We start from the raw sequence: 24988 nt of genomic DNA on the forward strand, positions 1-24988 counted from the left end.
CCTCCCTTGGCGTACCTGATTGAATGATTATTGTCGGCGCCGGAATGTTGCCAGAGAAGAGACCCTGAAGCCTCCTTGCAAACCCCGAAGACCGCAAGCTCTCGTCCGAAGGCCGAGCATCGTCTTCCGCACGCTTGACTGGAGTTGGAATTGGTATTTGACTGGTGTTAATTTTCGGCTCGATCCGCTAAGCTGTGGCGTCCATTGGAGGCCCCGCATGTCTGCTCGAGTCCTGTCCTGCATTCCGACCCCGTTGACCGCTGCGATCGCCGCGCTGGGTGCTATCGCCGCCTCGGCCGCGATGGCCGCAACACCGGCGGCCGAGGTCAAGCCCGGCGCCAAGGCCGCGGCGAAGTTGGAGGCCCATGCGCAGGCCCCCGGATACGCGCTCTTCGGCGCCAAGCCGGTCGAGTTTGAACGCACCGGCGGAAAGATCGTCGGCATCTACGTGCCCAACTGGGAGCCGGTCGAGCTGATCGAGCGCGTGCCGCCGCAGAACCTGACCCACGTGCTCTACGCCTTCCTGCGCCTGTGCGGCCCGGGCCAGCTGGAGAAGGACGCCGCCAAGTGCGTCGGCAAGAAGGATTTCGAGATCGGCACCGGCCCGATCGACACGCGTTTCAACGACGCATTCCAACGCTACAAGCAGCGCGCGCCGCATCTGAAGATCGTCGCCTCGGTGGGCGGCTGGGGCGGGTCGGATCCGATCTTCCACCTGGTCGGCGATCCGGCGAAGCGCGCGGTGTTCGCGGCCTCGGCGCAGCAGTTCCTCCGCGATCATCCGGCCTTCGACGGCATCGACATCGACTGGGAGCATCCCGGCAACAACGGCGCGGCCAACGGCGTGCAGCTCGGCAGTCCGCAGGACGGCCAGTCCTACGCGGAACTGATGACCGACCTGCGCAAGGCGCTGGATGCGCTGACCGCGGAGACGGGCCGTCCCTACCTGCTGACCACGGCCGTGAATCCGATGGACTCGATCGTCGGCAAGATCAACTTCAAGGACGCGTCCAAGCCGCTCGATCTCGTCTTCATGATGACTTACGACTTCTACGGCATGTGGTCGCCGGTGGCGGGGCATCACACGACGCTGCGCTCGTCGTCGCCGCAGGCGGACGACAGCCTGGAGCGCGCGGTGGCCAACCTGGAGAAGGCCGGCGTGCCGCGCTCGAAGCTGGTGGCCGGCGTCGCGATGTACGGCCGCGGCTTCACCGGCGTGAGCGAGACCAAAGCGGGCGCCACGAAGACCGGCGCGTACCCGGGCGGCGAGGGCGCGCAGGGCTATCGCGAGATCGCCGGCCGCATCCTCGATGCGAAGGGCAGGGGCCGCGCGGGTTACCAGTCCGTCTGGGACCCGGTGACGCAGTCGTGGTCGCTCTTCAATCCGGCGCAGAAGCTCTGGATGGGCTACGACGATCCGCGTGCCGTGCTCGCCAAGGGTCAGTTCGTGCGCGACCAGGGCCTGGCGGGCGTCTTCGCCTGGGAACTGAGCCAGGACAACGGCGACCTGCTCAACGCGATGAACCGGGGCGTCGGCAACGTGCCGCTGGCGACGCAGAAAGAACCGCGCCGGTAACTCGCGCGCCGTTCCTCCGGGCCTACGATCGCGGCCATGACTGCCTCCACCGCTCCTGATTCCGCGACGACGACCGCCGCGCCCGCGCGCCTGCGCATCGCCTTGATCGCCCACGACGGCAAGAAGGACGAGATGGTGATGCTCGCCACCGAGTTCGCCGGCTTCCTCGGCGGCTGCGACCTGGTGGCGACCGGCACGACCGGCTCGCGCCTGACGGCCGAGGTCGGCCTGACGGTCGAGCGGATGCTGTCCGGGCCGCACGGCGGCGACCTGCAGATCGGTGCGCGGCTGGCAGTCGGGCTGGTCGACGCGGTCGTGTTCCTGCGCGACCCGATGACGCCGCAGCCGCATGAACCGGACATCAACGCGCTGGTCCGCGCCTGCGACGTCCACAACGTCGCCTGCGCCACCAACGTCACCAGCGGGCGGCTGATGCTGCGCTCGCTGCAGGTGCTCGGCACGGGCGGCGGCCGGGAGTAGAGTCATCTGTCGACGCCGGAGTCCGACGCTGGCCCCGGTCAACGACAGAAGGAGACTCCGATGCAACGACGTTCCCTGATCGCCACGGCGGCGGCTCTCCCCGCGTTATCCGCATTTGCGGCGCTGCCGGCCCACGCACAGACCCGTCCGCCAATGATCGCAGCCGAGCAGTACTTTTTCATCTTCCTCGAGACCGGCAAGCCGGTCCCCGACGACAAGGCGGCCGTCGCGGCGATGCAGGCCAGGCACCTGGAGAACTTCAAGCGGCTCTTCGCCGACGAGAAGCTCTTCGCGGCCGGACCGATGCGCGACCCCTTGAAGCAGAAGCGCGGCATCGTCGTGGTCAAGGCCCCCAACCGGCAGATCCTGCTGAGCTACTTCGAGCCCGACCAGTACGTCCGTGAGGGCTACATGGTCGTCAACGCCCAGCCCGCCACGGTGCACCAGGCGCTGAACCACACCGGCATCGATCCCAACGGCATCGAGGAGCACCGCATCGTGCTGTTCAGCCGCGCGCAGGAGCAGGATAAGGACGCGGTCCCGATCTTCCTGCAACGCGCGCTCGACCAGGGCGTCATCGGCGCCTGGTACTCGCTGGAGGACGGGCCCATCGGCGAGGTCGTCTTCTCGCGCGGCACCGACGAGACGGCGCTGCGCAAGACCATGGCCGAATACCCCGGACTCTCCGATCAGCGCGTGACGATGAAGATCTGGGGGCAGTGGCTGGGGAAGGGCGTGCTGCGATAGGTCCTGCGTTGGACCGAGCAGGTCGGCGGGAGCCGGGGCACCCCCGGGCTCATACGCTCGCAGGCTCCGCTAAATCGCCCGGGGGCACCCCGGCTCCCGCCGACCAGGACACCGAGGTGTTCGGGCTCTGGTTAGCGGGCCAGCGGCAACGGATAACTCGCCAGGCTCGCATGGCCTGACGTCGACACCGCCTGCACGCCAAAGATCAGGTTGTCCTTGGACAGCGGCAGCGTGACCGTCGTGACCTTGCCGACGTCCTTCGCGCCCTCCCACGCCTGCGATTCGCTGCGGCGCCAGACGACGCGGTAACCCGCCAGTTCCGGATCGACGTTCGCGGTCCACAGCAGCGTCGTGTCGTTGGTCAGCTCGCGTGCGTCGATGCGCGCGCCCTTCACCGGCGACGGCGCCCAGGCCAGCGTCGCCAGTCCCGCGAGGTTGACCCGCGCCACGTCGGCCACGTAGCCGAAGTCCACGAACTCCGGCAGGTCGCCGTAGACGACGCCGTTCTCGGTGCGCAGGTTCTGGTGCTGGTGGCGGAAATCCTCGAAGGGCTCGGAGAAGCGCACCGCCGCGTAGCCGCGCTCCAGGAAGGGCAGGTGATCGCCGCCGCGCAGGTAGCGGTCGCGGCGCTGGATCAGGTCGATGCGGAAGCCCGGCAGGTAGCGCTCGCCCTCAGCCTTCAGGTGGCGGCCGAACTGCTGCGTCGGCAGTTCCTCGCCGCCGCCCGCCACCGCCAGCGGTTGCAGCTGCGCGCGGATCGCCGCGTTGGTCTTGACCTCGTCCTCGTTGGCCGGGCTGTTGGCGTTCGCGTTGACCAGCAGGCGCAGCAGCGGATCGAAGCCGTCGGCGAACAGGCGCAGCCGCTTGGGGTCGTGCTCGCCCTTGTCGCCGCGCGAGCTGCCGACGATGTCGTTGGTGATCATGCCTTCGACGTTCAGCCCTTGCGCGCGGGCGCGCCGGGCCCAGTGCCGGGCGCCGAGCAGGCCCTGCTCCTCGCCCGGAACCGCCATGAACACGAGCGTCGCGTCGAAGCGCTGCTTGGCCGCCGCGCAGGCCATCTCCATGACGGCCGCCGTGCCGGAGGCATCGTCGTTGGCGCCGGGCGCCTCGCCCTGCGCGTCCATCACGTCGCTGTTGCGCGAGTCGTAATGTCCGCTCACCACGAGGATGCGCTCGCGCGGCGTGCCCGCCGACGCGCCGGGCAGCGTGGCCACGACATTCACCAACTCCGTCGGCGCCGAGAGTCGATTGCCCGCCGGCTCGATGAACGCGTCCATCGTGACCTGCAGCCGGCCGCCGGCCTTCGCGCCGCAGTCCTTCAGCTGGCGCTCGATCCAGCGCCGCGCGGCGCCGATGCCGCGCGTGTCGCTCTTCGTGTCCGACGCCGTGTGGCGCGTGCCGAAGGCGGCCAGCTTGCGGATGGTCTGCTCGATGCGCTCGGCGGAGATGTCCGCGAGCAGCGGCGCCACGCGCGGATCCAGCGGCGGCGCCGCGGTCTCCGAGGCGGCGCGCGCCGTCGCCGACGCCGGACCCGAGGCCGGCGTGGTCTGTGCGATGGCGGAAGCAGCGATCAGCGCCCAGACAGCGGCGGCGGTGGGGATCAGGCGGCGGCGATGGAGGGTCATGGGCTCAGTCGATCAGGCGAGGTGTTGCTTGAGGAAGTCCAGGGTGCGCGACCAGGCCAGCTCGGCGGCGGCCTCGTCGTAGACCTCGGGGCGGGTCTTGTTGGAGAACGCGTGGTCCGCGACGTAGCGGTGGATGGTCGGATGCTTGCCAGCCGACTTCATCCGGGCCTCCAGGGCGTCGACCTTCTCGGGCGTGCACCAGTCGTCGCGCGTCGCGAAGTGGCCGAGGAAGGGCGGTTCGATCTTGGCCGGGTCGGCGAACTCGGCCGGCGGAATGCCGTAGTAGCAGACCGCCGCCTGCAGGTCCTTGAGGTGGACACCCGCGAGGATGGTCAGCGCGCCGCCCATGCAGTAGCCCATGACGCCGACCTGGCCGCAGCCGAGGTGCTCGCGCAGGTGCGTCAGCGCGCCCTGCAGGTCCTGCGTGGTGGCGTCGACGAAGTCCAGGCCGTCCATCATGTGGCTGGCCTCGTCCGCGTCGGCGGCGATGCGGCCGCGGTAGAGGTCGGGCGCCAGCGTCGTGATGCCGGCGGAGGCCAGGCGCTCGGCGATGTCCTTGATGTGGGGTTTGAGGCCCCACCATTCCTGGATGAGGATCATGCCCGGCGCGCCGTCGCCGGCGCTGGCGAGGTAGCCGGCGGTGGTGCCGCCGTCGGGGCGTTCGTAGTCGATCATCTGTCCCATGTGGAACTCCCAGTGCCGAAAGAGGAAGAAGCGAAGGATGAGGAAGAATCGGCTCCCTCGAAGAACATCACCGGCGACCCCGGCGGGCGGTCGCATCCTGAGGGAGGAACCCGTGAGTCTGCACGAGCAGTTGTACCAATGGACGGCCCGCCAGGGCCTGGATGCGACCAGCGCACGGCGCTTGCGGGCGCTCAGCGGTGTCGATGATCCGCCGGGCGATCCGTGGACGCCGCTGCGCCGCGGCGCGGGCGCGCTGGCGGCAGGGTTGATCGGTTTCGGGCTGATCCTGTGGGTCGCGGCGAACTGGGACGACTTCGGGCGGTTCATGCGCTTCGGGCTGCTGCAGGCGGTGCTCGCGGTCAGCCTGATCGCGGCGGCGACGCTGCGCCCCTGGCGCGCGCCGCTCGCGCTGGTGGCCTTCCTGACGCTGGGCGGCCTGCTAGCCTTCTTCGGACAGACCTACCAGACCGGCGCGGGCCCCTGGCAGCTGTTCGCGCTCTGGGCCGCGCTCGGGGTGCCGATCGCGTGGGCGTCGCGCTCGGACCTGGCGTGGACACCGTGGGCGCTCGTGGTGGCGACCGGGATCGGTCTGTGGATGGAAACCTTCGGCGGGCACTCGTGGCGCTTCGATGCGTCCACGGTGCCGGTGCATGCGATCGGTTTCGTCGCTTACGGCCTGCTGTGCGCCGGGCTGGCGCTGCGGCCGGAGGCGGCGTCGCAGCCGTGGGCGTGGCGGCTGGCGGTGCTGGCATCGGTGATTGCTGTCTCGGGCACGGCGCTGGGCGGGCTGTTCGCGAAGGACGTCGCGCCGCAATACTTCCTGGGGCTTGGCGTGATGGGCGTGGGCCTCGTGCTGGCCTGGCGACGCGGCGAGGTCTACGCGATGAGCGCGCTGGCGCTGGCGGTCGATACCTTGCTGGTGGCGGGATTCGCGCGCTGGATCGCCGATGGGAAGTGGGACGTCGGCGGCTACTTCCTCATCGCACTGGTGGCATGCGCACTGCTGGCCGCCAGTGTCAGCCTGATCATGCGGCGCCTGCGCGACGCGGAGGCGAGGGCATGAGCGGCGTCGAGTGGATCGACCAGGCCCGTGCGGAGGGGCTCGCGCCCGCAGACCCACCCGAGGTGCCACGGCCTTGGCCTGTCGTGCTGCTGACGGCGCTCGGGGCCTGGCTGGCCGCGGTGCCGTTCCTGGCCACGTTCTTCGCGCTCTTCGGCTCCGCCATCGAGCGAGGGGGCGTCGGCTACTTCTTCGGCGTCTCGTTGATCGCCTTGTCGGTGTTGATGCTGCGATCGCGCGGCATCGCGTTGTTCCTGGAACAGGCGGCCGTGCCGTTGCTGATCACCGGACTCGTGCTGCTGTTCGTCGCGCTGGCGAAGGACCTGCCGCCGACGGGTGTCGACATCGTCGCGCTGGTCGTCGGTACCGGGTTGGTCCTGCTGCTGAACGCCTCGTGGATGCGCGTACTGCTCGGCGCGGCGATGGCCGTGCCGGTGGCGCATCTCGGCCACCTGGCCTTCACGGAGGTGTTCTCGCTCACGTGGTACGAACGCCATGGCGGCATTGGGTGGGCGTTGGCGACCTTGCTGCTGCTCGTGGGCCTGGCGCTGATGGCGGCGCAGCACGGGGCGGGGCGACGAGCGCCTTCTGCCCGTCAGGCGGCGATGCTCGAGCCGGTGCTGACGGGCTGGTGGGTGGCCGTGCTGGCCGCCTTCGCCATGGCGGCGGGCTGGTCGTTCGCGGCGGGCGGCGCGCTCGGCGGCGTCTTCCGGGGTGCGACGCCGGGACTGGCGTCATCGGATGTGAGCTTGATCTGGGTGTCGAGGACCGTGTCGGCATTGCTGACGCTCGTCGCGGCCGCCTGGCTGTGGCGTCGGTGGCGTCCCGCGGGCGCGGCGCGGTTGTCTCCGCCGGTGCTGGTGCTGGCGGCGCTCTCCGCATTGATGCCGGCGCTCGGCGGGATCCTGCTCGTGCTGGCGTTGATGGCGTCGACGCGACGCTGGCGCCTGGCCGCGCTGGCCGGCGCGGCGGCGGTGTGGGCGATCGGGGCGCTGTACTACGAGTGGCAACTGCCGCTCGCCCACAAGTCCCTCGCGCTGGTGGCCGCCGGCGCGGCGCTCGCCGCATGGGTCCGCTGGCTGGCGTGGCATCCGGCGGCGCCTTTGTCCGATGGCGAGGCGCGACCGGCGCTCGCGCTGCGTGGCGCGGCAGCGGTGCTGCTCGGCGCGGGCGTGCTGTCGCTCGTGCTGGTGAACGTCCTGATCGCCAGTCGGGAGCAGCTCATCGCCAATGGCCGCCCGGTCTTCGTGAAGCTGGCGCCGGTGGATCCGCGTTCGCTGATGCAGGGCGACTACATGCGGCTGAGCTACGACCTGCCCGGCGTGGAATGGCGGACCCGCTTCAACGGGGATGTCCCCTTGCTCTGGGGGGCGCGGCAACGTGTCGCGGTGGCGCTGGACGCGCGCGGCATCGTGCAGTCGCCGAAGTTGCTTGGGCCCGACGAGGAACCGCCAGCGGGTGCGCAACTGCTGGAGCTCACGCCCAAGGACGGTCGATGGACCTTCGTGTCCGACGCCTGGTTCTTCAAGGAAGGCGAGGCCGAGCGCTGGCAGCCGGCGAAGTACGGCGAGTTCCGCGTGACCCCCGAAGGCAAAGGCCTGCTGGTGCGGGTGGTGGGGGAGGATCTGAAGCCGTTGTGAGCGTCAGTTCGCAGCCGGGTTCCAGCCGTCGATGGCGATCTGATAGTGGGTCGATCTTCCCGCGCCAAAGCGCCGCAGACATCCGAGTGCTTCCAACTCCAGCAGTTCCCGGGATGCGGTGGCGCGCGAGGTCTCGCCGATCTGCTCGTACTTGCGCGTGCTCATTCCGCCTTCGATCCCGGCGGGACCCGCATCGATCAGTGTGTTCAGCACGGCGCGTTGCCGCGGCCCGATGTCGTGGCCTCCGTGCTCTGCCCAGAAGCGAGACTTGGCCAATCTGCCGTCGATCGCCTGCGTCGCGCATTCGCACGATGCGCGCACCTGCTCAAGAAACCAGACGACCCAGGCTTTGACCGGCGCTTCACCGTGCTGCGTCGCCCGGAGCCCCTCGTAGTACTCGCTGCGCTTTTCGAGCAGACGCTCCGACGTGCGGATCAGACGCGTGGCGGTCCCGATCTGCCTGGCCATCAGCAGATCGATCAGCGCTCGGCCTGCCCGGCCGTTGCCGTCCTCGAAGGGATGGATGGTTTCGAACCACAGGTGTGCCACGCCCGCGACCACGAGCGGATCCTCGATCTGCCGGTGAAACGGCCGAGAGCGCGCCTTCCACCGCACCCACCGCCCGCCAGGTACGCGAGACGATCGGGCTGAGAATCGCCTCGAATTCTGAGTCGATCTGATCGGGGAATCGCCTCATCCAGGGGTCACTCCGCCAGCCCCTCCGGCTCGCCACCATCCACCATCAGGTCGATCAGTTCCTTCAGGAACGCCAGGGCTTCCTCGGAGGTGGCAAAGTAGTACTCCCCGCCGAGGTCGGCGGCGTCGCCATCCGGGCCGACGTGGACGACGGACCAGCCTTCCGCGCCGCCCCCGATCGCGCAGATCCCGAAGCTGCCGGGTGCCAGGTCTCTCGCAGACCCGGCGGTGACGAAGATGTCCTTGCCCCGATGGGCGAAATAGCGTTTGAGCACGAGGAGTTGGAATGAAGGCAATCTGGAACGGCGAAGTCATCGCCGAGAGCGACGACACCGTGGTGGTCGAGGGAAATCATTACTTCCCCGTCACCTCGCTGAAGCGCGAGTTCACCACGTTCAGCAATCACCGCACGTCCTGCCCGTGGAAGGGCCAGGCGCACTACTTTAGCCTGATGGTCCACGGCGACATGAACCCGGACGCCGTCTGGTATTACCCGGAACCCTCCGAGGCCGCCGCCGAGATCAAGGACCGCGTCGCCTTCTGGAAGGGCGTCCAGGTCACCGAGTGAGCGTGCCGCCGTCGGCCCGGCCCATCGCCGGTCCGGCTGATCTGGAGGGGCCGGCCGGTCCCGGTGCCTTCGGCCACAGCACCCACAGCCGCAGCGGCTGCTTCATGCGGCCGGCCTGCGCCTCGGCGGCTTCGCCCCAGCCCCAGAAGTAGTCCGCCCGCACCGCGCCGACGATCGCCGCGCCGGTGTCCTGCGCCATCACGAGCCGCCGCATCGGCGTCGTCGACAGCGGTTCGGTCGTGTCCAGCCACACCGGCGTGCCGTAGGGGATGCTGGCCTTGTCCACCGCGATCGAGCGCCCCGGCGTCAGGGGCACGCCCTGACCCCCGCGCGGACCCACCGCCAGATCGGGCAACGGCTCTTCGCGGAAGAAGACATAGCGCGGGTTCGCCCACATCGCCTCCTTGAGCCGCTGCGGATTGCGCCGTCCCCAGTCCTTGATGCCCGGCCACGACGCCTCCGTGGTCCGCAGCTCACCCTGGGCGATCAGCCACTGACCCATCGAGCGGTACGGCTGCTCGTTGTGCGCCGCGAAGGACAGCCGCACCCAACGGCTGGAACCGTCGCGCTCGGTCACGCGCAGCCGGCCGCTGCCCTGGATCTGCATCACCAGCGCATCCAGCGGGTCCTGCACCCAGGCCAGGCTGAGCCGCGACAGCGAGGCGTTGCTCTCGATCTGCTGGCGGGTGTCGTAAGGCTTGCGCTGTGCCAGGTCTTGCGGCGGCGCCAGCAGCGGCACGCGGAACTCGCCCTGCGACTGGCGCCGCGCCGCGAGCTCCGGCTCGTAGTAACCGGTCGCTACGCCTTCGCGCTGGCCCTCGGGCGACTCGACGCGATACGGTTGCAGCCGCTTCATCAACCAGACCATCGCGTCCCAGTCGTCGCCCGGCTTGAAGCCGCGAGCCTGCGCGCAGATCGCGGCCCAGCCCGGCATCGGCTTCTCGCAGCCGCGCAGCATCGCGGGCCACCATTCCAGCGCGCGGTCCTGGCCCCAGCCGGGCAACTCGTTCCACGCGGCGGCAACCCAGCGGGAACGCTCGCGCTGCAGCACGTGCCGGCCGGCGGTGTCGTCCTCGCCGTTGAGCAGCTTCTCCGGATCGACCGACAGTCCCGCCGCGAGGGAGACGGGAGCGGAGAGCGCCGCGAGCGCCGCCCCCAGCGCGCCTAGAATCGCCAGCGCCGCGCTCCAGCGGCGAGTTCTGCTACGGATCGGACCACGAATCATGGGCGTGATTTTGCTGGAGGCGCTCGGCGCCCTCGCGCTGCTCGTCTTCATCGTCTGGTGGACGATGTTCTCCGGCCGCAAGGGCGGCGAACGGCCCGACGACCGCGACGCCGCCTGAGCGGCCCGGCGTTCAGGCGTCAGCCCTCGAGCGTCGGCTTTCGAGCTTCAGCCCTTCGGCGGCACGAGGAAACTCAGCGGCTGGTGGCGCATCCGCGTCCAGATCGCCGCGCGCACGCGCTTCTGGTCCGCGAGCCGGATCCCGCGCGAGCGCAACGCCACCTTGAACGCCAGGTAGAAGCTGACGCCCACGTTCAGCACGCCGGTGCCCAGGATGCTGATCACGCAGAGCCAGAACGGCCAGTGCTTGAGCACGTCCAGCCCCAGCGCCCCGGCCGCGGCGGCCAGCTGACCGGTCGACAGCGTCACGTGCCGGACCTCGATCGGCAGACCGAAGAAGCCCAGCAGCGCCGGCACCAGCCCGAGCATCAGGCCCAGGCTGATGTTGGCCGTCAGCCCTGAGATGTTGTCGCGCCACCAGCGCGACCAGCGTCCCGCCCGGTTCGCGCCCAGCCGCGCGACGATGCGCGGGTTCCACGCGATCGCGCTGTCCAGCCGATGGAAGACGAACCAGTTCTCGACCCAGCCCGCGATCAGGCTGGACGCGAACAGCAGCACGCCGGTGAAGGCCGCGAAGAACAGCGACGGCCCCAGCACGGTCAGCGAATGCAGCACGTGCTCGGCTTCCTTCACACCCACCAGCGGTTTGCCGAAGCTCAACCAGGCCGCCAGTTGCACGACGAGCACCATCGGCGCCGCCAGCGCGAGGTTGCCGATGATCCCCGCCGTCTGCGAGCGGAACAGGTGCGCCACCTCGTCGACGAAGGCCTGCAGGCCGGTGTCGCTGTCGATGTGGCGGAGCTTGTCGGCCAGCGCGGGCGCCGTCATCGCCGGCTGCTTGGTCGCGACGGTCCAGTGCAGCAGCAGGATGAGCACGAAGCTGGCCGCGTAGTTCACGCCCGCCCAGAATCCGCCCCAGAACGCGGACAGGCCCACCGCCATGATCGCGAACTTCATGAAGGTCGTGCCCGCGATCACCAGCCCGCCGCCGCCGGCGCGGCGCAGCATGTCGCCGTACTCCTCGCGGTTGCGGGTGATGTAGTGCTCGCCGGTTTCGGCGCTGCGTTCGGCGACCTTGCGCGCCAGCAGCGAGTAGTGCCGCGCGAACAGCGTCCGGATGCTGCGTCGATCGTGCACGACGGCCACCAGGCTCGCGACCAGCCGCAGCAGCTCGCGCTCGGGGTGATCCGCCAGCAGCACTGCGAGCAGGTCCTCGACGCGGCGCAGCCGCGCCTGCATCTGCTCGACGCCGAACATCAGGTCCACCGAGACGCCGTGTTCCTCCAGGTGATCCGGCACGGAACGCACCGCCGCCCGGCATTCATCGAGCAGCCCACGCAGGTACTGCAGCCTGCCGGGCAGCGTGGCGCGGTCGTGCTCGACCAGCGCGTGCTCGACCTGCTCCCAGGCGGTAGCGAGGTTGCGGAACGGGCGCTTGGCCAGCAGCTGCGGATCCATGCGCACGCGCAGCGCGCCGGACAGGCCGGCCGAGCGCACCGAGCTCACCAGCACCGTGATCGCGGCGCGCATCTCCTCGCGCCAGTCGCCCTCGGGCGCGCCGGCGAAGAGCAGGCCCAGGCGCTCCAGCAGTTCGTCGTCGACGGCGTTGATCCACTGCTCGTCGGCCTCGTGCGGGAACAGCAGCTCGAAGAGTTCGGACAGGTCCCGGGTGTCCGCGCTCAGCGGCAGCAGACGCCGGCGCAGGCGGCCGAGGAACTCGTTCCACAACGCCATCCGCGGCGCGAAGCCGACCTCGGCGAAGAGGCTGATCGCGTCGACGTCGGCCCAGACGCTGGCGATGACCTCGGCGAAGGCTTTCGCGTGATCGGGATGGCGCTCCAGCATGCGGAGCAGGTACTTGAGACGGCGGACCGGCAGCGGGGCGGACGGCGCGGCGGCGAGCACGACGGCAGGCGCCGCGGGTGCCGGCTCGTCCCCGAGGGTCGACGGGGTCGCCGCGCCCGCGGCGGTGGCGGCCGGCGCTGGCGCCCGGTCGTCCTTGAGCGGCGCGTGCCGCAGCCATTCGATCAGTCGCACCAGCCAGAGGTTGCGCTCGGCCAGCGGTGCCTGCGGATGCGCCGCGTTGAGCAGCGCGGTGAGGTCCCAGCCCTGGCGACGGAACATCAATGCAGGGAGCCGGAGTCGGCCAGCAGGAACTCGGGCACGTCGGCGTGGAAGACCTCGGCCTTGTCCGTGACGCACAGGAAGCGGCCGCTCATCGTGCCGTGGCGGGTCGCGATCTGCGCCCAGGAGCTGTACTGGAAGCGTTCGCCCGGCTGCAGCAGCGGCTGGTGGCCGACTACGGCCAGCCCGTGCACTTCCTGCTCCTTGCCGTTGCCGTCGACGATGGTCCAGTGGCGGCCGATGAGCTGGGCGGTGACGTCGCCCCGGTTCTCGATCGTCACGGTATAGCCGTACGCGAACTCGTTGCGATCCGGGAAGGTCTGATCGGCGAGCGGCTCGACGGCCACGCTGCAGTGGAAATGCGGATGTGCCATCGGCGGATTCTAGGCGCCGCCTCGGCTATGCTGGCTATCGCACAGAGCACAAGCAGGACCCGCTCGAACGGACCACCCCACGCGGCCGGCACGCACCGGACGCCATCCGTCATGGAGACAAGGGCAGGACACCCGCCGGCATCCCCCGGCCCAATCGACGTCAGGCCATGGCGCGCGGCTGCGCGTTGGCCGGCGGCGTGGCCGCGGGCGTCAGGTTCGGGCTGGTGGCCGCGAACTCGGCGATGGCGGCGCCGTCCGGGCCCCCGGCACCCGCGGTGCCGGGGGCCGGCGCCACGGGACCGCTGATGCTGCGCAGCGCCGCGCAGGCAGGCGCGCCGGCCAAGTACGCGTCGGGCGACCCGCAGCGCCCCGGTCTGTGCGGCGAGATCGCCGAGGCCGTGATGCGGACCGATCCGGACCTGCGCATCGAAGGCCTGACCCAGCAGGTGCCGCTGCGCCGCCTCGAGCTGATGCTGAGCAACGGTGACCTCGACGTGTTCTTCTGCCTGCTCAAGTCCGAGCACCGCCATGCGCTGATGCGCTACCTGCCGGTGCCGCTGTACCGCATCTCGCATGTGCTGGCGATGCGCGCCGGCGAGGAACGCGCGCCCGGCAGTTGGGACGAGTTGCGCGCCTTCTCGCGGCGCCAGCCGCTGCTGCTGGCCCAGGGGACCAAGCTGGCCGCCACCTTGCAGGAGGCCGACGTGTCCTTCATCGAATCCGCGCGCAGCGACAAGGAAGCGCTGCAGATGCTCGTGCGCGGCCGCGCCGGCGGGGTCTACGGCCAGGACTTCAACCTGCGCCAGGCGGCGCGCGGCGAGGGCCTGGCGTCGCGCGTGCGCATCGGGCCTCACGTCTTCGAGGAGGAAACCCAGTACGTCGTGGTCTCTCGCCAACTGCCCGAGGCGGTGGTGGAGCGCCTGACCGACCGCCTGCGCCAGCTCAGCGCGTCCGGGGAGATCGCGCGGCTGGCCGAACGCTACCGCTGAGCGCCGTCGTCGGGCGCCATCGACGGGTGTCATGGCCGGGCGGCGCCCGCTCGCGCGCCGGCCTTTCTACAATCGTCGACTTTCCCCGCCAGCGGCTCCGCGCCCGCCCCGCCATGAACCCGCCCACCTATCGCATCGCCCCCAGCATCCTGTCCGCCGATTTCGCCAATCTCGGCGAGGAAGTCCGCAACGTGCTGGCCGCCGGCGCGGACTGGATCCACTTCGACGTGATGGACAACCATTACGTGCCCAACCTGACCTTCGGCCCGATGGTCTGCGAGGCGCTGAAGAAACACGCCGTGAAGCCCGACGGCACGCCGGCGCCCATCGACGTCCACCTGATGGTGCAGCCGGTGGACAGCCTGGCGCAGGCCTTCTGCCGCGCGGGCGCCAACCTGGTGAGCTTCCACCCCGAGGCCAGCGCGCACGTGGACCGCACGATCCAGCTGATCAAGGCCGAAGGCGCGCAGGCGGGCCTGGTGTTCAACCCGGCCACGCCGCTGGATGTGCTGGAGTGGGTCATCGACAAGGTCGACCTGGTGCTGATCATGAGCGTCAACCCCGGCTTCGGCGGGCAGAGCTTCATCCCCGGCGCGCTGAAGAAGCTGCAGCAGGCCAAGGCCATGATCCTGGCCAGCGGCCGCGACATCCGCCTGGAGATCGACGGCGGCGTGAAGGTCGACAACATCCGCGAGATCGCGGCCGCGGGCGCGGACACCTTCGTGGCGGGCTCGGCGATCTTCGGCAAGCCCGATTACAAGGGCGTCATCGACGCGATGCGCGCCGAGCTGGCGCTCTGACCCCGGACGCGTCGACACGGTGACCCGACTGCTGCTGGTCTGCGCGGCCAACCTGTGCCGCTCGCCGATGGCCGAGGCGGTGCTGCGGCTGCGCGCCCCCGAGCTCGGCCTGACGGAGGTGCACTCGGCCGGCGTGTTCGCGTCGTCGCGCGCACACGCCGTCGACAAGCGCGCGCTGGCGGTGCTGGAGCAGCGCGGCTACGGCATGGACCGGCGCTGGCGCTCGCGCAAGGTGAAGCCCGAGGACTTCGACCGCTACGACCTGATCCTGGCGATGGACCGCCAGGTGCTGCGCGGCCTGCAGGCGATGCGGCCGCCGGCGGCGCAGGCGCAGCTCGGGCTGTTCCTGGCCGGCATGACGGGACTGGGCCTGGACGAGGTGCCGGATCCCTACTACGGCGCCGCCAGCGGTTTCGTGCAGGTGCTCGACCTGATCGAGGCGCGCGCCCACACCTGGCCGAGCGACCGCGCGCGGTTTCACCGCGACCCGGGCTAGGCGACCGCGTCGACGGGGTTGCCGACGGCGGCGGCGATCTCCTCGGCGCCGAAGCCCAGCGTCGTCATCGTCAACGCCAGCTGCTGCTCGATGAAGGATCTCAACCCCGCGTCCGGGTCCGGGACGGCGTCGTGCAGCGCCCTGATCAAGCGGCAGGGCGTTCCGGAACCCGCACCGGTCACGGCGCTCAACAGCTGACGACGCCGCTGCGCGACCTCCGTCGGCTCAGGCGGCAACGGCTCGCGAAGCCCCGCGAAGCGGGGGCGCGGCACGGACCACAGGATGTTCAGGACCTGCTGCTGTTGCCAGTTGTCCGCGAGATCCCCCAGGCCGACGCGTTGCCTGCTGGGGGCGGGACCAGCAGTGTTTCCGCCTCCTCGACCGCCAGGTGGCCTTCCGCACACAGTTGAGCGATGCCCAGGAACCAGGCCGACGCGGGGGGACGTTTCGTCATCGAGGGCGTGGCTTGCCAGGCATCGGCCACGGGATGGGCGCTGCGTCCGTGGCCGGTCAATCGCAGGAGCTCGTCCCGCGTGACCACACCGCGCGACGCCGCCTCTCTCAGCGCGGAGAAATAGGCTCGCAGGCGCTTGTCGGCGCGCGCGTCGGCGCGCTCGAACAGGACGAGCGGCAGGGGCGTCGACGAGGAGGCGATCGGTGCGGATCCGAAGAAGAGTTCCAGGCCACGTTCGCGTTCGAGATGGCCGTCGGCCACCGCCCTCGTGGTGAACGCCAGCAGGGTCTCCAGGTCGAATTCCGGCGAGGTCAGCCGTGCCGTCAGCCCGTCGGAGGCCGCGTGCGGCTGCGTCAGCCGCGCGACCAGGCGATCCGTGGCCAGAAGACCATCGCGTTGCAGCTCCGTCAGGCCGTCCATGAAGACCTGCCGCACGTTGTCGTCTGCCACGGTGAGGGCGCGGACGAACGGGACCGTCGACTCGCTGCCTGCCGTCGTCAGCACGTCCGCCAAGGCGTCGCCGGTCATCCGCGGCGGGTCGGCGCGCAGGGCCTCGCCGACCGTGGCCCACCACGTCCGGATGGGTTCTTCGATCGCCATCGCACGCTTGAAGGCGTTCCGGGCCTCCCGGGCCGCGCGGGCGGCGTTGGTGAGGTGGGAGGCGTCGACGGCGCGAGGGGCCCTCGGCGTCGGCTCGGTCAAGGTCAAGCTCAGCAGGTCGCTCAGGTGGGTGAGCGTCTCCGTGGACAACGGGCCGAGCTCGCGCTGGTCCAGCAGATCCCCGATCCGGGCGCCCAGCAGATCGCTGATCTGGACGGGCGCGAGCTGATGCTGTCCCTGGGCGTCCGACCAGCTGATGCGACCCGCGGGGGGCGGGTTCGGGCCGTGTGCCTCCTGGACGCCGGTCCACCAGGCGTCGAGCTCGTCGGTCCAGGTGCCGGCGGCACGTCGTGCCTCGACCAGCGCTGCGACCCCGCCCAGCCCGACGCGACCCAGCAGGCGGTCGCCCACCTCGCGGTTCAGCAGCCAATCGGGCTCCGCCAGGGTGGCGACGGTGTCGGGCGGACTGTTCGCGATGGCCGCCAGGACCATCGGCGCGCTCAGGGCGGCGCGGTCGTTCAGCTGCTTCAGATCCTCGGCCTCCAAGGGGCGCCGATGGCCGTTCTCTGCCACCCAGGTCAGCCCATCGACCGACTGGAGCTCACAGTGCGCCGGCGGCAGGTCGACGGTCGTCCAGCGGGCGACGGTGCTGGGCGCGCGGCGTTGCTGCAGCATGCCGGCGTCGTGCAGGCTGTCCAGCAGGTGCGCCGCGACGAGCGTGGGGTCGGTGAGGCATTCCCAACCGATGCCGTCCGGGTGCTGTCGCAGCAGGCCATGGCGCGGCGGCGGCGGACCGAACTCCAACGACAGCAGGGCGGTGCAGTCCTCGACATCCCCGTCGGTGGGCCAGGCCCCCGCGCCGCGCGGCCTGAGCGTCTCGTTCATGCCGTCGGTGAAACGCGCGAGGTAGTCCTCCGCCATCACACGGGCCACCGCCCCCGGCGCGATGGCCTCGGTCAGGGATCCGGCCACGCGCCGGACGAAGTTCTCGGAGTGCCGGCGGTAGGCGGAATCGTCCGCGGGCAGTTCCCAGCGCAGTCCGAGTTCCTGATACAGCTTCGATTTCAATCCGGCGACGTAGTGCCGCTGCTCCAGGTGAGCCAGGTGGAAGTCGCGCTGGTACTTGATCTCGACGGCATCGGTGGCCGCCTGTTCGACGATGTGCTCGACCGTGGCGCGGAACTTCCCGCCCAGACCGGAGCGTTTCAGCTCGAGCTGGATCAGCGCGGACTGCACGGCGTTGAGCGCGCCGTTGGCACAGACCGGCAGCTCCGGCGCCAGCCGCTGCAGTTCCGTGCGCCGGCTCTCGAGGCGCATCGTCTCGTCGTGGAACAGCGGCACCAGCCGGTCCAGGGACTCGACCAGGGGGCCATAGGACTTGATGACCTCGTACGGCTTGACGCTCAGGGGATGCCCGTCGACGCCGATGTCGAACAGCTTGTTGCGCAGGGCCTCGAGGTGCGGGACGGCGCCGCGCAGGTCGCCGGCGCGGGCGAAGGCGATCAGATCGTCGATGTTGCGTTCGACGCGTTCGCGGAACGGCGGATAGTCCGCGTGTCGAAAGAACGCCTCGAAGGCGCCATGGCGCTGGGGGTTGTAGGTCCAATCGCCGTCCGACGTCGCATCGGCAGGTGCGGGCGGCGGCGGCTCGGCGTCGACGATCGGCGCTTCGGCGAGGAAGGTGGAAGAGTACAGATCGTGGATGACAGGCATGCGCGGTGAGTGTGCGAACAAACATGATCGATTCGTCGATTCGTCGATTCGTCGATTCGCGACGGCGGCGCGACGGGCGGCCCGCTCGCCCCGTCGTCATCGGGCGAGGGTGTAGGTCAGCAAGTCGTCGAGCGACTCCGGGAGCTGTTCGTCGTCCGTCGCGCTGTCGATCTGCCGGGCGACTTCGTCCAGGATCTCGCCCACTTTCGCGGAGGCCGAGGAGGGACGGATGCGAAGCAGGGCCCTCGCTTCCTCCCGGCTGAAGGACAACCGCCGCATCGCCCGGAGGGTCTCCGCCAGCAGCGCGATGAAGAGGTCCTCGGTGCGCGGCCCGTGCAGACGCTGCAGGGCCCCGGAGGCGCATCGGCCAGGGCCCTCGAGCAGCGCACGCAAGGTGTCGCGGCCGCGCGCCTTGTCGCCTCCCCAGGCATACTTTCCGATGACCTCGACGGCCAGCAACGCGGCAAGGACGTGACCCTCATCGTTCGTATCGATGACCCGTGGAAATATCCCCTTCACGGGCGGGAGCAGGTCCGTGGCCAACTGTCTGGGCGAGCTGCTGCCCTTCATCAGCAGGCCTTGCAGATTGCGATGCTGGAACAGTCTGGTCAGCGAACAGTAGGTCCCCGTGGACCGGTAGAGGCGCGCGGCGATGCCCGACTTCTCCATGGCGGCATCGGTGAAAACCTCCCAGGTGCCGATCTCCAGCTCCCCCGTGCGGGCCCGGGTCGTCAGCGCATCCAGAAAGCGGCAGCACAGGGGCAGGTCCGCCTTCAAGAGGACGCATTCCAGCAGCGATTGTTGATCCTGGACCGTCATGGCGAGGACCTGCCGCAGGCCGCCGGGATCCAGCTTCGGCGGCTTGGCGTCCAGTGCGCGGACGATGACCGCGAGACGCGCGTTGGCGGGCCAGTCGAAGGGCAGGCCTGTGAACAGATCGACGCGGCCCTGGGCAGCGAGCGCGTGCGCAATCCAGGTGAACTGCTCCGGGGTCCAGGCTTGCCTGGCGTGCCAATCGCTCAACAGCGACGCCAGACCGGCGTCGTCGAACTGGTCGCACAACCAGGTGCAGGTGTCGGCGTCCCGCAGCAGGCGCGGATCGACGTGCGCGGCCAACGCCGATGGCGTGCTGGCCAGCCTGAGCGACCGCCTGGCCGCCGCGTTCAGCGGCGCGACGGTCAAGGTCGCCAGCCCGGGGAGGTCCGATGCGATCAGCGGCCGTGGCCGGCCGTCCTGGACGGCCCACGACAGCGCCCCGTTGACGAAGCACTGCACCGGCTCACCGCTGCCGTCGATCCATGAAGCGACCGGTTCGTGGCACGCCGCATGGACCACGTCGGCCTTCGACAGTTCTTCGAGGAACTGGAGGCCCACCAGGATCGGATCGTCCTGGAGCACGCAACTGCCGGCGTCCGCGTCCACGCGAACCAACGCGTCGTGCGTCGGCGTCACATTGAACTCGTGGAGCAGCGTCAGCGTCCCCGCGTCGATCTCGCCGATCGTGAGCGGCGCGTCCGGGCGGCACGCGCCGGCGTCGCGGAGGGCCTCCGTGCATCTCGCGAGATAGTCCTCCGCCAACGTCAATGCCAGGGCGGATGGCGTCAGCACGCTGCCGAGTTGCTGGAGGCAACTCTCGATGGTCCGGGTGGGGAACGTGGCCTTGGCCATCGGATCGTTGGACGGACGCCAGGACAGGCCCAGTGCGCCATACAGGCGCGTCTGCAGGCCCGCCACATGGTGCCGATGCATGCCCGGTGCCGCCCGCAACGCCCTGGCGTGACGCCGGTCGAGGACTTCGGCGGCGACCTGTTCGATGGTGAGTTCCATGAGCGTGCGGCATTTCCCTCGCAGGCCCCGTCTGTCCGGATCCAGGCGCGCGACGCTCTGCTGAAGGGCGACCACGGCACCGTTGCCGCACTCGACCAATTGCGGGGCGAGCTCGCGCAATGCGGTGATGCGCGTCTCCGGCGTCAGGCGAGGGTCGCCGATCAGGTGCACGAGGCGATCCAGGTACTGGGCGCCCTCGCCATAGACGTTGCCGGCGGCGTCACCGAAGTGGCGGTTGGCGCCTTTGCTGTCGACGTCCAGCACATGGGCCTGGAAGGTGACGAAGGCGTCGGCTTCGATCGACGCCGTGCCGACGATCGCCGCCAAGGCCGAGATGCGCGCCGACAGGCTGGACGCGAATCGATCGAAGCCGTTGCCGCGCGCGAACGCTTCAGGCGACTGCCGGGATCCGGGCTGGTACCACCAGGGGTCATGCGCTCGTCCTTCGGCGGTGCTGGCGGTCACCGGCACCGCGGCGTCGAGCGCAGGGTCCTGGAGAAATGAGGACGTGAACGCGGCGATGAGTGGATGCATGGCGCGTGCAGTGGCACTGGGCGGGGGGAGCGTTCTGCGCGTCGGGGGCACGCTTGCCGGCAGAATTGCCGGCCAGGGCCCGCGTCGAGGCCGTGCGGAGAGGTGATGACGGAACGATTGGCGCAAGGCCCGGACGGCCAATGGCGATGCAAGTGGTGCGAGGCGCCCGGCTTCGACATGTACCGCGACTACCACGACAACGAATGGGGCTACCCGGTCGACGAGGACCGGCGACTGTTCGAGAAGCTCTGCCTGGAGGGGTTCCAGTCGGGGTTGTCGTGGCGGACGATCCTCGCGAAGCGCGAGAACTTCCGGAAGGCCTTCAAGCAGTTCGAGATCGCCAAGGTCGCGAAGTTCGGCGAGGCCGACATGGCGCGACTGCTCGCGGACGAGGGCATCGTGCGTCATCGCGGCAAGATCGAGGCGGCGATCCACAACGCGTCCCGCGCGCTCGAGCTCCAGAAGGATGCCGGCTCGCTGGCCGCGTTCTTCTGGCGCTTCGAGGATCCGGAGGAGGGCGGCGATGTGAGGGCGACGTCGGAGACGTCGATCCGACTGTCCAAGGAATTGAAGAAACGCGGCTGGAAGTTCGTCGGCCCGACGACGGTCTATGCGTTCATGCAGGCGATGGGGCTGATCAACGATCACGCGCCGGGGTGCATCGGACGCGATGCGGCGGCGCTGGCACGTCGGCGCTTCAACCCGCCAGGCTGAGCCGGCGGGCGTGGCGAGGGGTCAGGTCATGCGGGTTGCGAAGCCAGTGGGAACGGCGGCGCCTTCTTGCGAGGGACAGTGCTGACCTGGCCGATCTCGGCCTCGGTGAATTGCATCTGGTACATGAAGTCGACCATACGACTGGCCAGGATGGCCCTCTGGCCGTCGAGAGGTGGCAGCCACGAGACCTTGTCGAACAGGGCCATGCTGAGTAGCACCTCGCTCGGCGAGTTCCCTTCGGTCTCGAGCAGCCCCCGTAACAGCGATTGGCTGGCGGCGGTCGCCGTCCCGTCGCTCAATACGGAAGCTCTTGTGAGGGTCTGAAGCGTGTCATGCGCCAGACGGATGCGCCACGATGTGTTCAAGCTGGTCAGCCACGAAGGTTCGCTCGGTACCAGGAGGCGTCGAGCATGTTCCACGGGCAGATCCCCGTTGCGAACGGCAGCCGCGATCATCGCCACCCTGTCTTGCAGGACGAAGCTGTTGGGGGGCGGCTCGGACGCGTCCACGAATCGCTTGATGGGCGAAGCAAGGTCGTAGATGTGTTCCGTCTGTAGAACTGCGGATGGCGAGCGGCTCGCGCCGGCGGGGAAGAATTTCAGATTCTGAAGATGTGCGGCAAAGGCCTGGTCTGTGGGCCACGACGCTGCCGACTGCGGATCGGGTGCGAGCGACGGAGGCGATAGGGAAGATGAGGTGGGGTTGGTGCGTTGGATTGACATGACAACTGAGTTGATGCCGATCCACAAATGTTCAAAGTTCGTTTTACAGACGCCTCGTCTCGCGGTCAGTCCGCGTGGCCGGGAGCTGGCTGCGCCGGATGTTCCGTCAGTCGCGTGTGCTCCACCTCCCGCGTATCCGGCCCCTTACCGCTGAAGCGGTCCAGCGCCAGGTAGATCACCGGCGTGATGTAGAGCGTCACCGCCTGCGACAGGACCAGTCCGCCGACCACCGCCAGTCCCAGCGGCTGGCGCAGTTCCGCGCCGGCGCCGAGGCCCAGCGCGATCGGCAGCGCGCCCATCAGCGCGGCCAGCGTCGTCATCATGATCGGGCGGAAGCGCAGGATGCAGGCCTCGCGGATCGCCTGCTGCGGCGTCATGCCGCCGTTGCGCTGCGCGTCGAGCGCGAAGTCGATCATCATGATCGCGTTCTTCTTGACGATGCCCACCAGCATCAGGATGCCGATGGTCGCGATGATCGTCAGCTCCATGCCCGCGAGCTGCAGCGTCAGCAGCGCGCCCACCGCCGCTGACGGCAGCCCCGCCAGGATGGTCAGCGGATGGATGTAGCTCTCGTAGAGCACGCCCAGCAGCACGTAGATCACCGCGATCGCCAGCACGATCAGCAGCAGCTGTCCGCCCTGCGAGTCCTTGAACACCGCCGCGTCGCCGCCGTAGCTGGTGATGATGGACGGCGGCAGGCCGATCTCCTTCGTGAACTGGTCGATCTTGCCCGTGGCCGTGCCCAGCGGCACGTCCGGCGCGAGGTTGAAGCTCAGCGTGATCGCCTGCAGCTGGCCCTGGTGGTTCACCGCCGTGGGGCCGAGCTCGCGCTTCACGCTCGCGAAGGCCGTCAGCGGCACCATCGTGTTGTTCTTGCCGCGCAGGTAGATCTTGTCGAAGGCGTCCTCGCTGAGGCGGTCGCTGTCGGTCGCTTCCATGATCACCTGGTAGGTGTTGCTCTCCGCGTAGATGCTGGAGACCTGGCGTTCGCCGAAGGCCGAATACAGCGCGTTGCGCAGATCCTGCATCTGCACGCCCAGCAGCGTCGCGCGCTCGCGGTCGATCACGAGGTTGGCCTGCAGCCCGCGCAGCTGCGAGTCGCTGGTGACGTCGCGGAACACCGGGTCGTTGCGCAGCTTGTCCTGCAGCTTCACGGCCCAGGTGTTGAGCTCGCCGGTACTGACCGACTGCAGCGTGAACTGGTAGCGGCTCTTGGACTGCCGCCCGCCGAGCTGCAGGTTCTGCACCGGTCGCAGGTAGACCGCGATGCCGGGCACGCCGCGCAGCTTCTTGCGCAACTGCTCCAGCACCTGCGGCATCGGGGGACGCTCGCCGCGCGACTTCAGGTTGATGAAGAGGCGCCCCGTGTTGACGTTGCCGCCGCCCCCGCCGCCGCCCACCGCGGCGGACACCGACGACACCGACGGATCGTCCTGCACGATCTGCGCGACGCGTTCCTGCAGCACCGTCATCGCGGCGAAGGAGATGTCCTCGGCCGCTTCGGTGCTGGCCTGGATCTGGCCGATGTCCTCTTCCGGGAAGAAGCCCTTGGGGATGACGATCCAGAGCCACGCGCTGGCGATGAAGGTGGCGAGCGCCACCACGCCGACGACCCAGCGGCGCGCCAGTGCCCAGTCCAGCGACGCGGTGTACTTGCTCAGCACCCAGCCGAAGCCGGCCTCGAACGTGCGGCCGAGCGCGTTCTCCTCGACCTCGTGGTGGCTGCTGAGGAAGCGGCTGCACAGCATCGGCACCAGCGTCAGCGACACCCCCGCCGATACGCCGATCGCCAGCGACACGACGACCGCGAACTCGTGGAACAGCAGGCCGATGACGCCCGGCATGAAGAAGATCGGGATCAGCACCGCGATCAGCGAGATCGAGATCGACATGATGGTGAACGCCATCTCGCGCGCGCCGCGGATGGCGGCGTCGAAGGGCGCCATGCCGTCCTCGACGTGGCGGTAGATGTTCTCCAGCATCACGATCGCGTCGTCGACCACCAGGCCCACGGCCAGCGTGATCCCGAGCAGCGAGATGTTGTCCAGGCTGTAGCCCAGCGCGAACAGCAGCGTCACCGCGCCGATCAGCGAGATCGGCAGCGACAGCGTCGGGATCAGCGTCGCGACCATGCGGCGCAGGAACAGGAAGATCACCATCACGACCAGCGCCACCGTCAGCGCCAGCGTGAAGTAGACGTCGTGCAGGCCTTCGCGGATGGACACCGAGCGGTCGTTGAGCGTGCTCATCTGCACCGACGCCGGCAGCTGCGCGGCGAAGCGCGGCAGCATCGCCTTCACCGCGTCGACGACCTTCACCGTGTTGGCGTCGGGCTGGCGCTGCACGGCCAGCACGATGGAGCGCTCGCCGTTGAAGTTGGAAAAGGACTTGACGGTCTCGTAGCTGTCCTCGACGTCGGCCACGTCGCGCAGGAACACCGGCGCGCCGTTGCGCGTGGCCACGACGATGCCGCCGAAGGCGTTGGCGTCGCGCAGCTGCTTGTTGGCCTGGATGGTCAGCGTCTGGCGCGCGCCGTCCAGCGTGCCGACCGGCGTGTTGGCGTTGGCGCCCTTGACGGCGGCCTGCAGCTCGTCGAGCGTGATGTTGCGCTGCTGGAGCAGCTCGTTGCGCGCCTTGATGCGCACCGCGAAGCGCTTCTGGCCGTAGATGGAGACCTGCGCCACGCCGTCGATCGTCGACAGGCTGGGGGTGATCAGGTTTTCGGCGTAGTCGTTGAGCTCGGACAGGTTGATCGACGGGGAGGTCAGCGCCACCAGCAGCACCGGCGCGTCGGCCGGGTTGACCTTGCGGTAGGACGGCGGCGTCGTCATCTCGACCGGCAGCGCCCGCAGCGAGCGGAACAGCGCAGCCTGCACGTCGACCGCGGCGGCGTCGATGTCGCGCGCGGAGTCGAACTCCAGCGTCAGCGAGCTGTTGCCCAGCGTGTTGGTCGAGGAGATCGTCGTGATGCCGGCGATCGTCGAGAACTGCTTCTCCAGTGGCAGCGCGACGGACGAGGCCATCGTCTCGGGGCTGGCGCCGGGGAGCGTGGCCTGCACGTTGATGACCGGCGTGTTGAAGCTGGGCAGCGCGGCGACCGGGATGCGGCTCCACGCGGCGATGCCGGCGACGACCAGCGCGACGTTCAGCAGCACGGTCATGACCGGCCGGCGGATGAAGAGTTCGGTGAGATTCATGGCAGCTTCCGCGGGGGCTGAAGGCG

General features: G+C 69.5%; 21 protein-coding genes. 10 read left to right on the forward strand and 11 right to left on the reverse strand.

Translation table 11 applies throughout. The annotated features are described in order from the left end of the window. Positions 1–217 precede the first annotated feature (217 nt). Genes AC1VNM_RS24210 through AC1VNM_RS24220 form a run of 3 tightly spaced genes read left to right on the forward strand, consistent with a single transcriptional unit; the run spans position 218 to position 2803 of the window. Positions 218–1576 carry a glycoside hydrolase family 18 protein gene (locus AC1VNM_RS24210; protein ID WP_483108604.1) on the forward strand — a complete coding sequence of 453 codons (1359 nt, stop codon included), beginning with the start codon at positions 218–220 and terminating at the stop codon, positions 1574–1576. Between the two features lie 36 nt (positions 1577–1612). Next, the gene (locus tag AC1VNM_RS24215) at positions 1613–2056 is read left to right on the forward strand and encodes a methylglyoxal synthase (protein ID WP_377158226.1); all 444 of its coding nucleotides are present in this window, start codon (positions 1613–1615) and stop codon (positions 2054–2056) included. A 60-nt stretch (positions 2057–2116) separates the two neighbouring features. Next, on the forward strand, positions 2117–2803 hold the full coding sequence (locus tag AC1VNM_RS24220; protein ID WP_483108605.1) for a YciI family protein: 687 nt from the start codon (positions 2117–2119) through the stop codon (positions 2801–2803). A gap of 131 nt (positions 2804–2934) precedes the next feature. On the opposite strand, the gene AC1VNM_RS24225 is transcribed toward AC1VNM_RS24220, so the two are convergent. After that, on the reverse strand, positions 2935–4428 hold the full coding sequence (locus AC1VNM_RS24225) for a M28 family peptidase (RefSeq protein WP_483108606.1): 1494 nt from the start codon (positions 4426–4428) through the stop codon (positions 2935–2937). Positions 4429–4440: 12 nt separating this feature from the next. Next, positions 4441–5112, reverse strand: coding sequence for a dienelactone hydrolase family protein (locus AC1VNM_RS24230; RefSeq protein ID WP_483108607.1), 672 nt, complete (start codon positions 5110–5112; stop codon positions 4441–4443). Between the two features lie 112 nt (positions 5113–5224). Between AC1VNM_RS24230 and AC1VNM_RS24235 the strand changes: the two genes are divergently transcribed. Both AC1VNM_RS24235 and AC1VNM_RS24240 read left to right on the forward strand, forming a co-directional pair. Further along, positions 5225–6175, forward strand: coding sequence for a DUF2157 domain-containing protein (locus AC1VNM_RS24235; RefSeq protein WP_483108608.1), 951 nt, complete (start codon positions 5225–5227; stop codon positions 6173–6175). Continuing rightward, the gene (locus tag AC1VNM_RS24240; protein ID WP_483108609.1) at positions 6172–7812 is read left to right on the forward strand and encodes a GDYXXLXY domain-containing protein; all 1641 of its coding nucleotides are present in this window, start codon (positions 6172–6174) and stop codon (positions 7810–7812) included. Before AC1VNM_RS24235 ends, AC1VNM_RS24240 begins: the two co-directional genes overlap by 4 nt. Before the next feature lie 3 nt (positions 7813–7815). Here the strand turns inward: AC1VNM_RS24240 and AC1VNM_RS24245 are convergent, their stop codons facing one another. Further along, a complete protein-coding gene (locus AC1VNM_RS24245) occupies positions 7816–8427 on the reverse strand; it encodes a Fic family protein (protein WP_377158214.1) in 612 nt (203 codons plus the stop codon). An 89-nt stretch (positions 8428–8516) separates the two neighbouring features. Further along, the gene (locus AC1VNM_RS24250; RefSeq protein ID WP_483108610.1) at positions 8517–8783 is read right to left on the reverse strand and encodes a hypothetical protein; all 267 of its coding nucleotides are present in this window, start codon (positions 8781–8783) and stop codon (positions 8517–8519) included. Between the two features lie 11 nt (positions 8784–8794). Here AC1VNM_RS24250 and AC1VNM_RS24255 point away from each other — a divergent pair, with 11 nt between their 5' ends. Next, positions 8795–9076 (forward strand): DUF427 domain-containing protein, encoded by a 282-nt coding sequence (locus AC1VNM_RS24255; protein WP_377158210.1) that lies wholly within the window; start codon positions 8795–8797, stop codon positions 9074–9076. Here the strand turns inward: AC1VNM_RS24255 and mltA are convergent. From mltA to apaG, 3 genes are all read right to left on the reverse strand, one after another. Next, on the reverse strand, positions 9066–10301 hold the full coding sequence (gene mltA, locus AC1VNM_RS24260) for a murein transglycosylase A (RefSeq protein WP_483108611.1): 1236 nt from the start codon (positions 10299–10301) through the stop codon (positions 9066–9068). The two genes, AC1VNM_RS24255 and mltA, sit on opposite strands and share 11 nt — an antisense overlap. A 165-nt stretch (positions 10302–10466) precedes the next feature. Next, positions 10467–12542, reverse strand: a complete 2076-nt coding sequence (locus tag AC1VNM_RS24265; protein ID WP_483108612.1) for a site-specific recombinase — start codon at positions 12540–12542, stop codon at positions 10467–10469. Further along, positions 12542–12916 carry a Co2+/Mg2+ efflux protein ApaG gene (gene apaG / locus AC1VNM_RS24270; RefSeq protein WP_377158204.1) on the reverse strand — a complete coding sequence of 125 codons (375 nt, stop codon included), beginning with the start codon at positions 12914–12916 and terminating at the stop codon, positions 12542–12544. Before apaG ends, AC1VNM_RS24265 begins: the two co-directional genes overlap by 1 nt. A gap of 167 nt (positions 12917–13083) precedes the next feature. Between apaG and AC1VNM_RS24275 the strand changes: the two genes are divergently transcribed. From AC1VNM_RS24275 to AC1VNM_RS24285, 3 genes are all read left to right on the forward strand, one after another. Continuing rightward, a complete protein-coding gene (locus AC1VNM_RS24275) occupies positions 13084–13905 on the forward strand; it encodes a substrate-binding periplasmic protein (RefSeq protein ID WP_483108613.1) in 822 nt (273 codons plus the stop codon). 113 nt (positions 13906–14018) lie between these two features. Continuing rightward, positions 14019–14705, forward strand: a complete 687-nt coding sequence (gene rpe, locus AC1VNM_RS24280) for a ribulose-phosphate 3-epimerase (RefSeq protein ID WP_377158199.1) — start codon at positions 14019–14021, stop codon at positions 14703–14705. A gap of 19 nt (positions 14706–14724) precedes the next feature. Further along, the gene (locus AC1VNM_RS24285) at positions 14725–15201 is read left to right on the forward strand and encodes a low molecular weight protein-tyrosine-phosphatase (RefSeq protein ID WP_377158198.1); all 477 of its coding nucleotides are present in this window, start codon (positions 14725–14727) and stop codon (positions 15199–15201) included. Positions 15202–15487: 286 nt separating this feature from the next. On the opposite strand, the gene AC1VNM_RS24290 is transcribed toward AC1VNM_RS24285, so the two are convergent. Continuing rightward, a complete protein-coding gene (locus AC1VNM_RS24290) occupies positions 15488–17968 on the reverse strand; it encodes a hypothetical protein (protein WP_483108614.1) in 2481 nt (826 codons plus the stop codon). 96 nt (positions 17969–18064) lie between these two features. Further along, a complete protein-coding gene (locus AC1VNM_RS24295; protein ID WP_483108615.1) occupies positions 18065–20329 on the reverse strand; it encodes a hypothetical protein in 2265 nt (754 codons plus the stop codon). Between the two features lie 105 nt (positions 20330–20434). On the opposite strand from AC1VNM_RS24295, the gene AC1VNM_RS24300 reads away from it, so the two are divergent. Then, the gene (locus AC1VNM_RS24300) at positions 20435–21043 is read left to right on the forward strand and encodes a DNA-3-methyladenine glycosylase I (RefSeq protein WP_483108616.1); all 609 of its coding nucleotides are present in this window, start codon (positions 20435–20437) and stop codon (positions 21041–21043) included. Between the two features lie 26 nt (positions 21044–21069). Here the strand turns inward: AC1VNM_RS24300 and AC1VNM_RS24305 are convergent, their stop codons facing one another. Together AC1VNM_RS24305 and AC1VNM_RS24310 are read right to left on the reverse strand one after the other, a co-directional pair. Next, positions 21070–21792, reverse strand: a complete 723-nt coding sequence (locus AC1VNM_RS24305) for a hypothetical protein (RefSeq protein ID WP_483108617.1) — start codon at positions 21790–21792, stop codon at positions 21070–21072. 38 nt (positions 21793–21830) lie between these two features. Continuing rightward, positions 21831–24962: an efflux RND transporter permease subunit gene (locus tag AC1VNM_RS24310; RefSeq protein ID WP_483108618.1), complete on the reverse strand. Its 3132-nt coding sequence runs from the start codon at positions 24960–24962 to the stop codon at positions 21831–21833. Positions 24963–24988: the final 26 nt, after the last annotated feature.

Source organism: Mitsuaria sp. MSU3D, assembly GCF_056867975.1.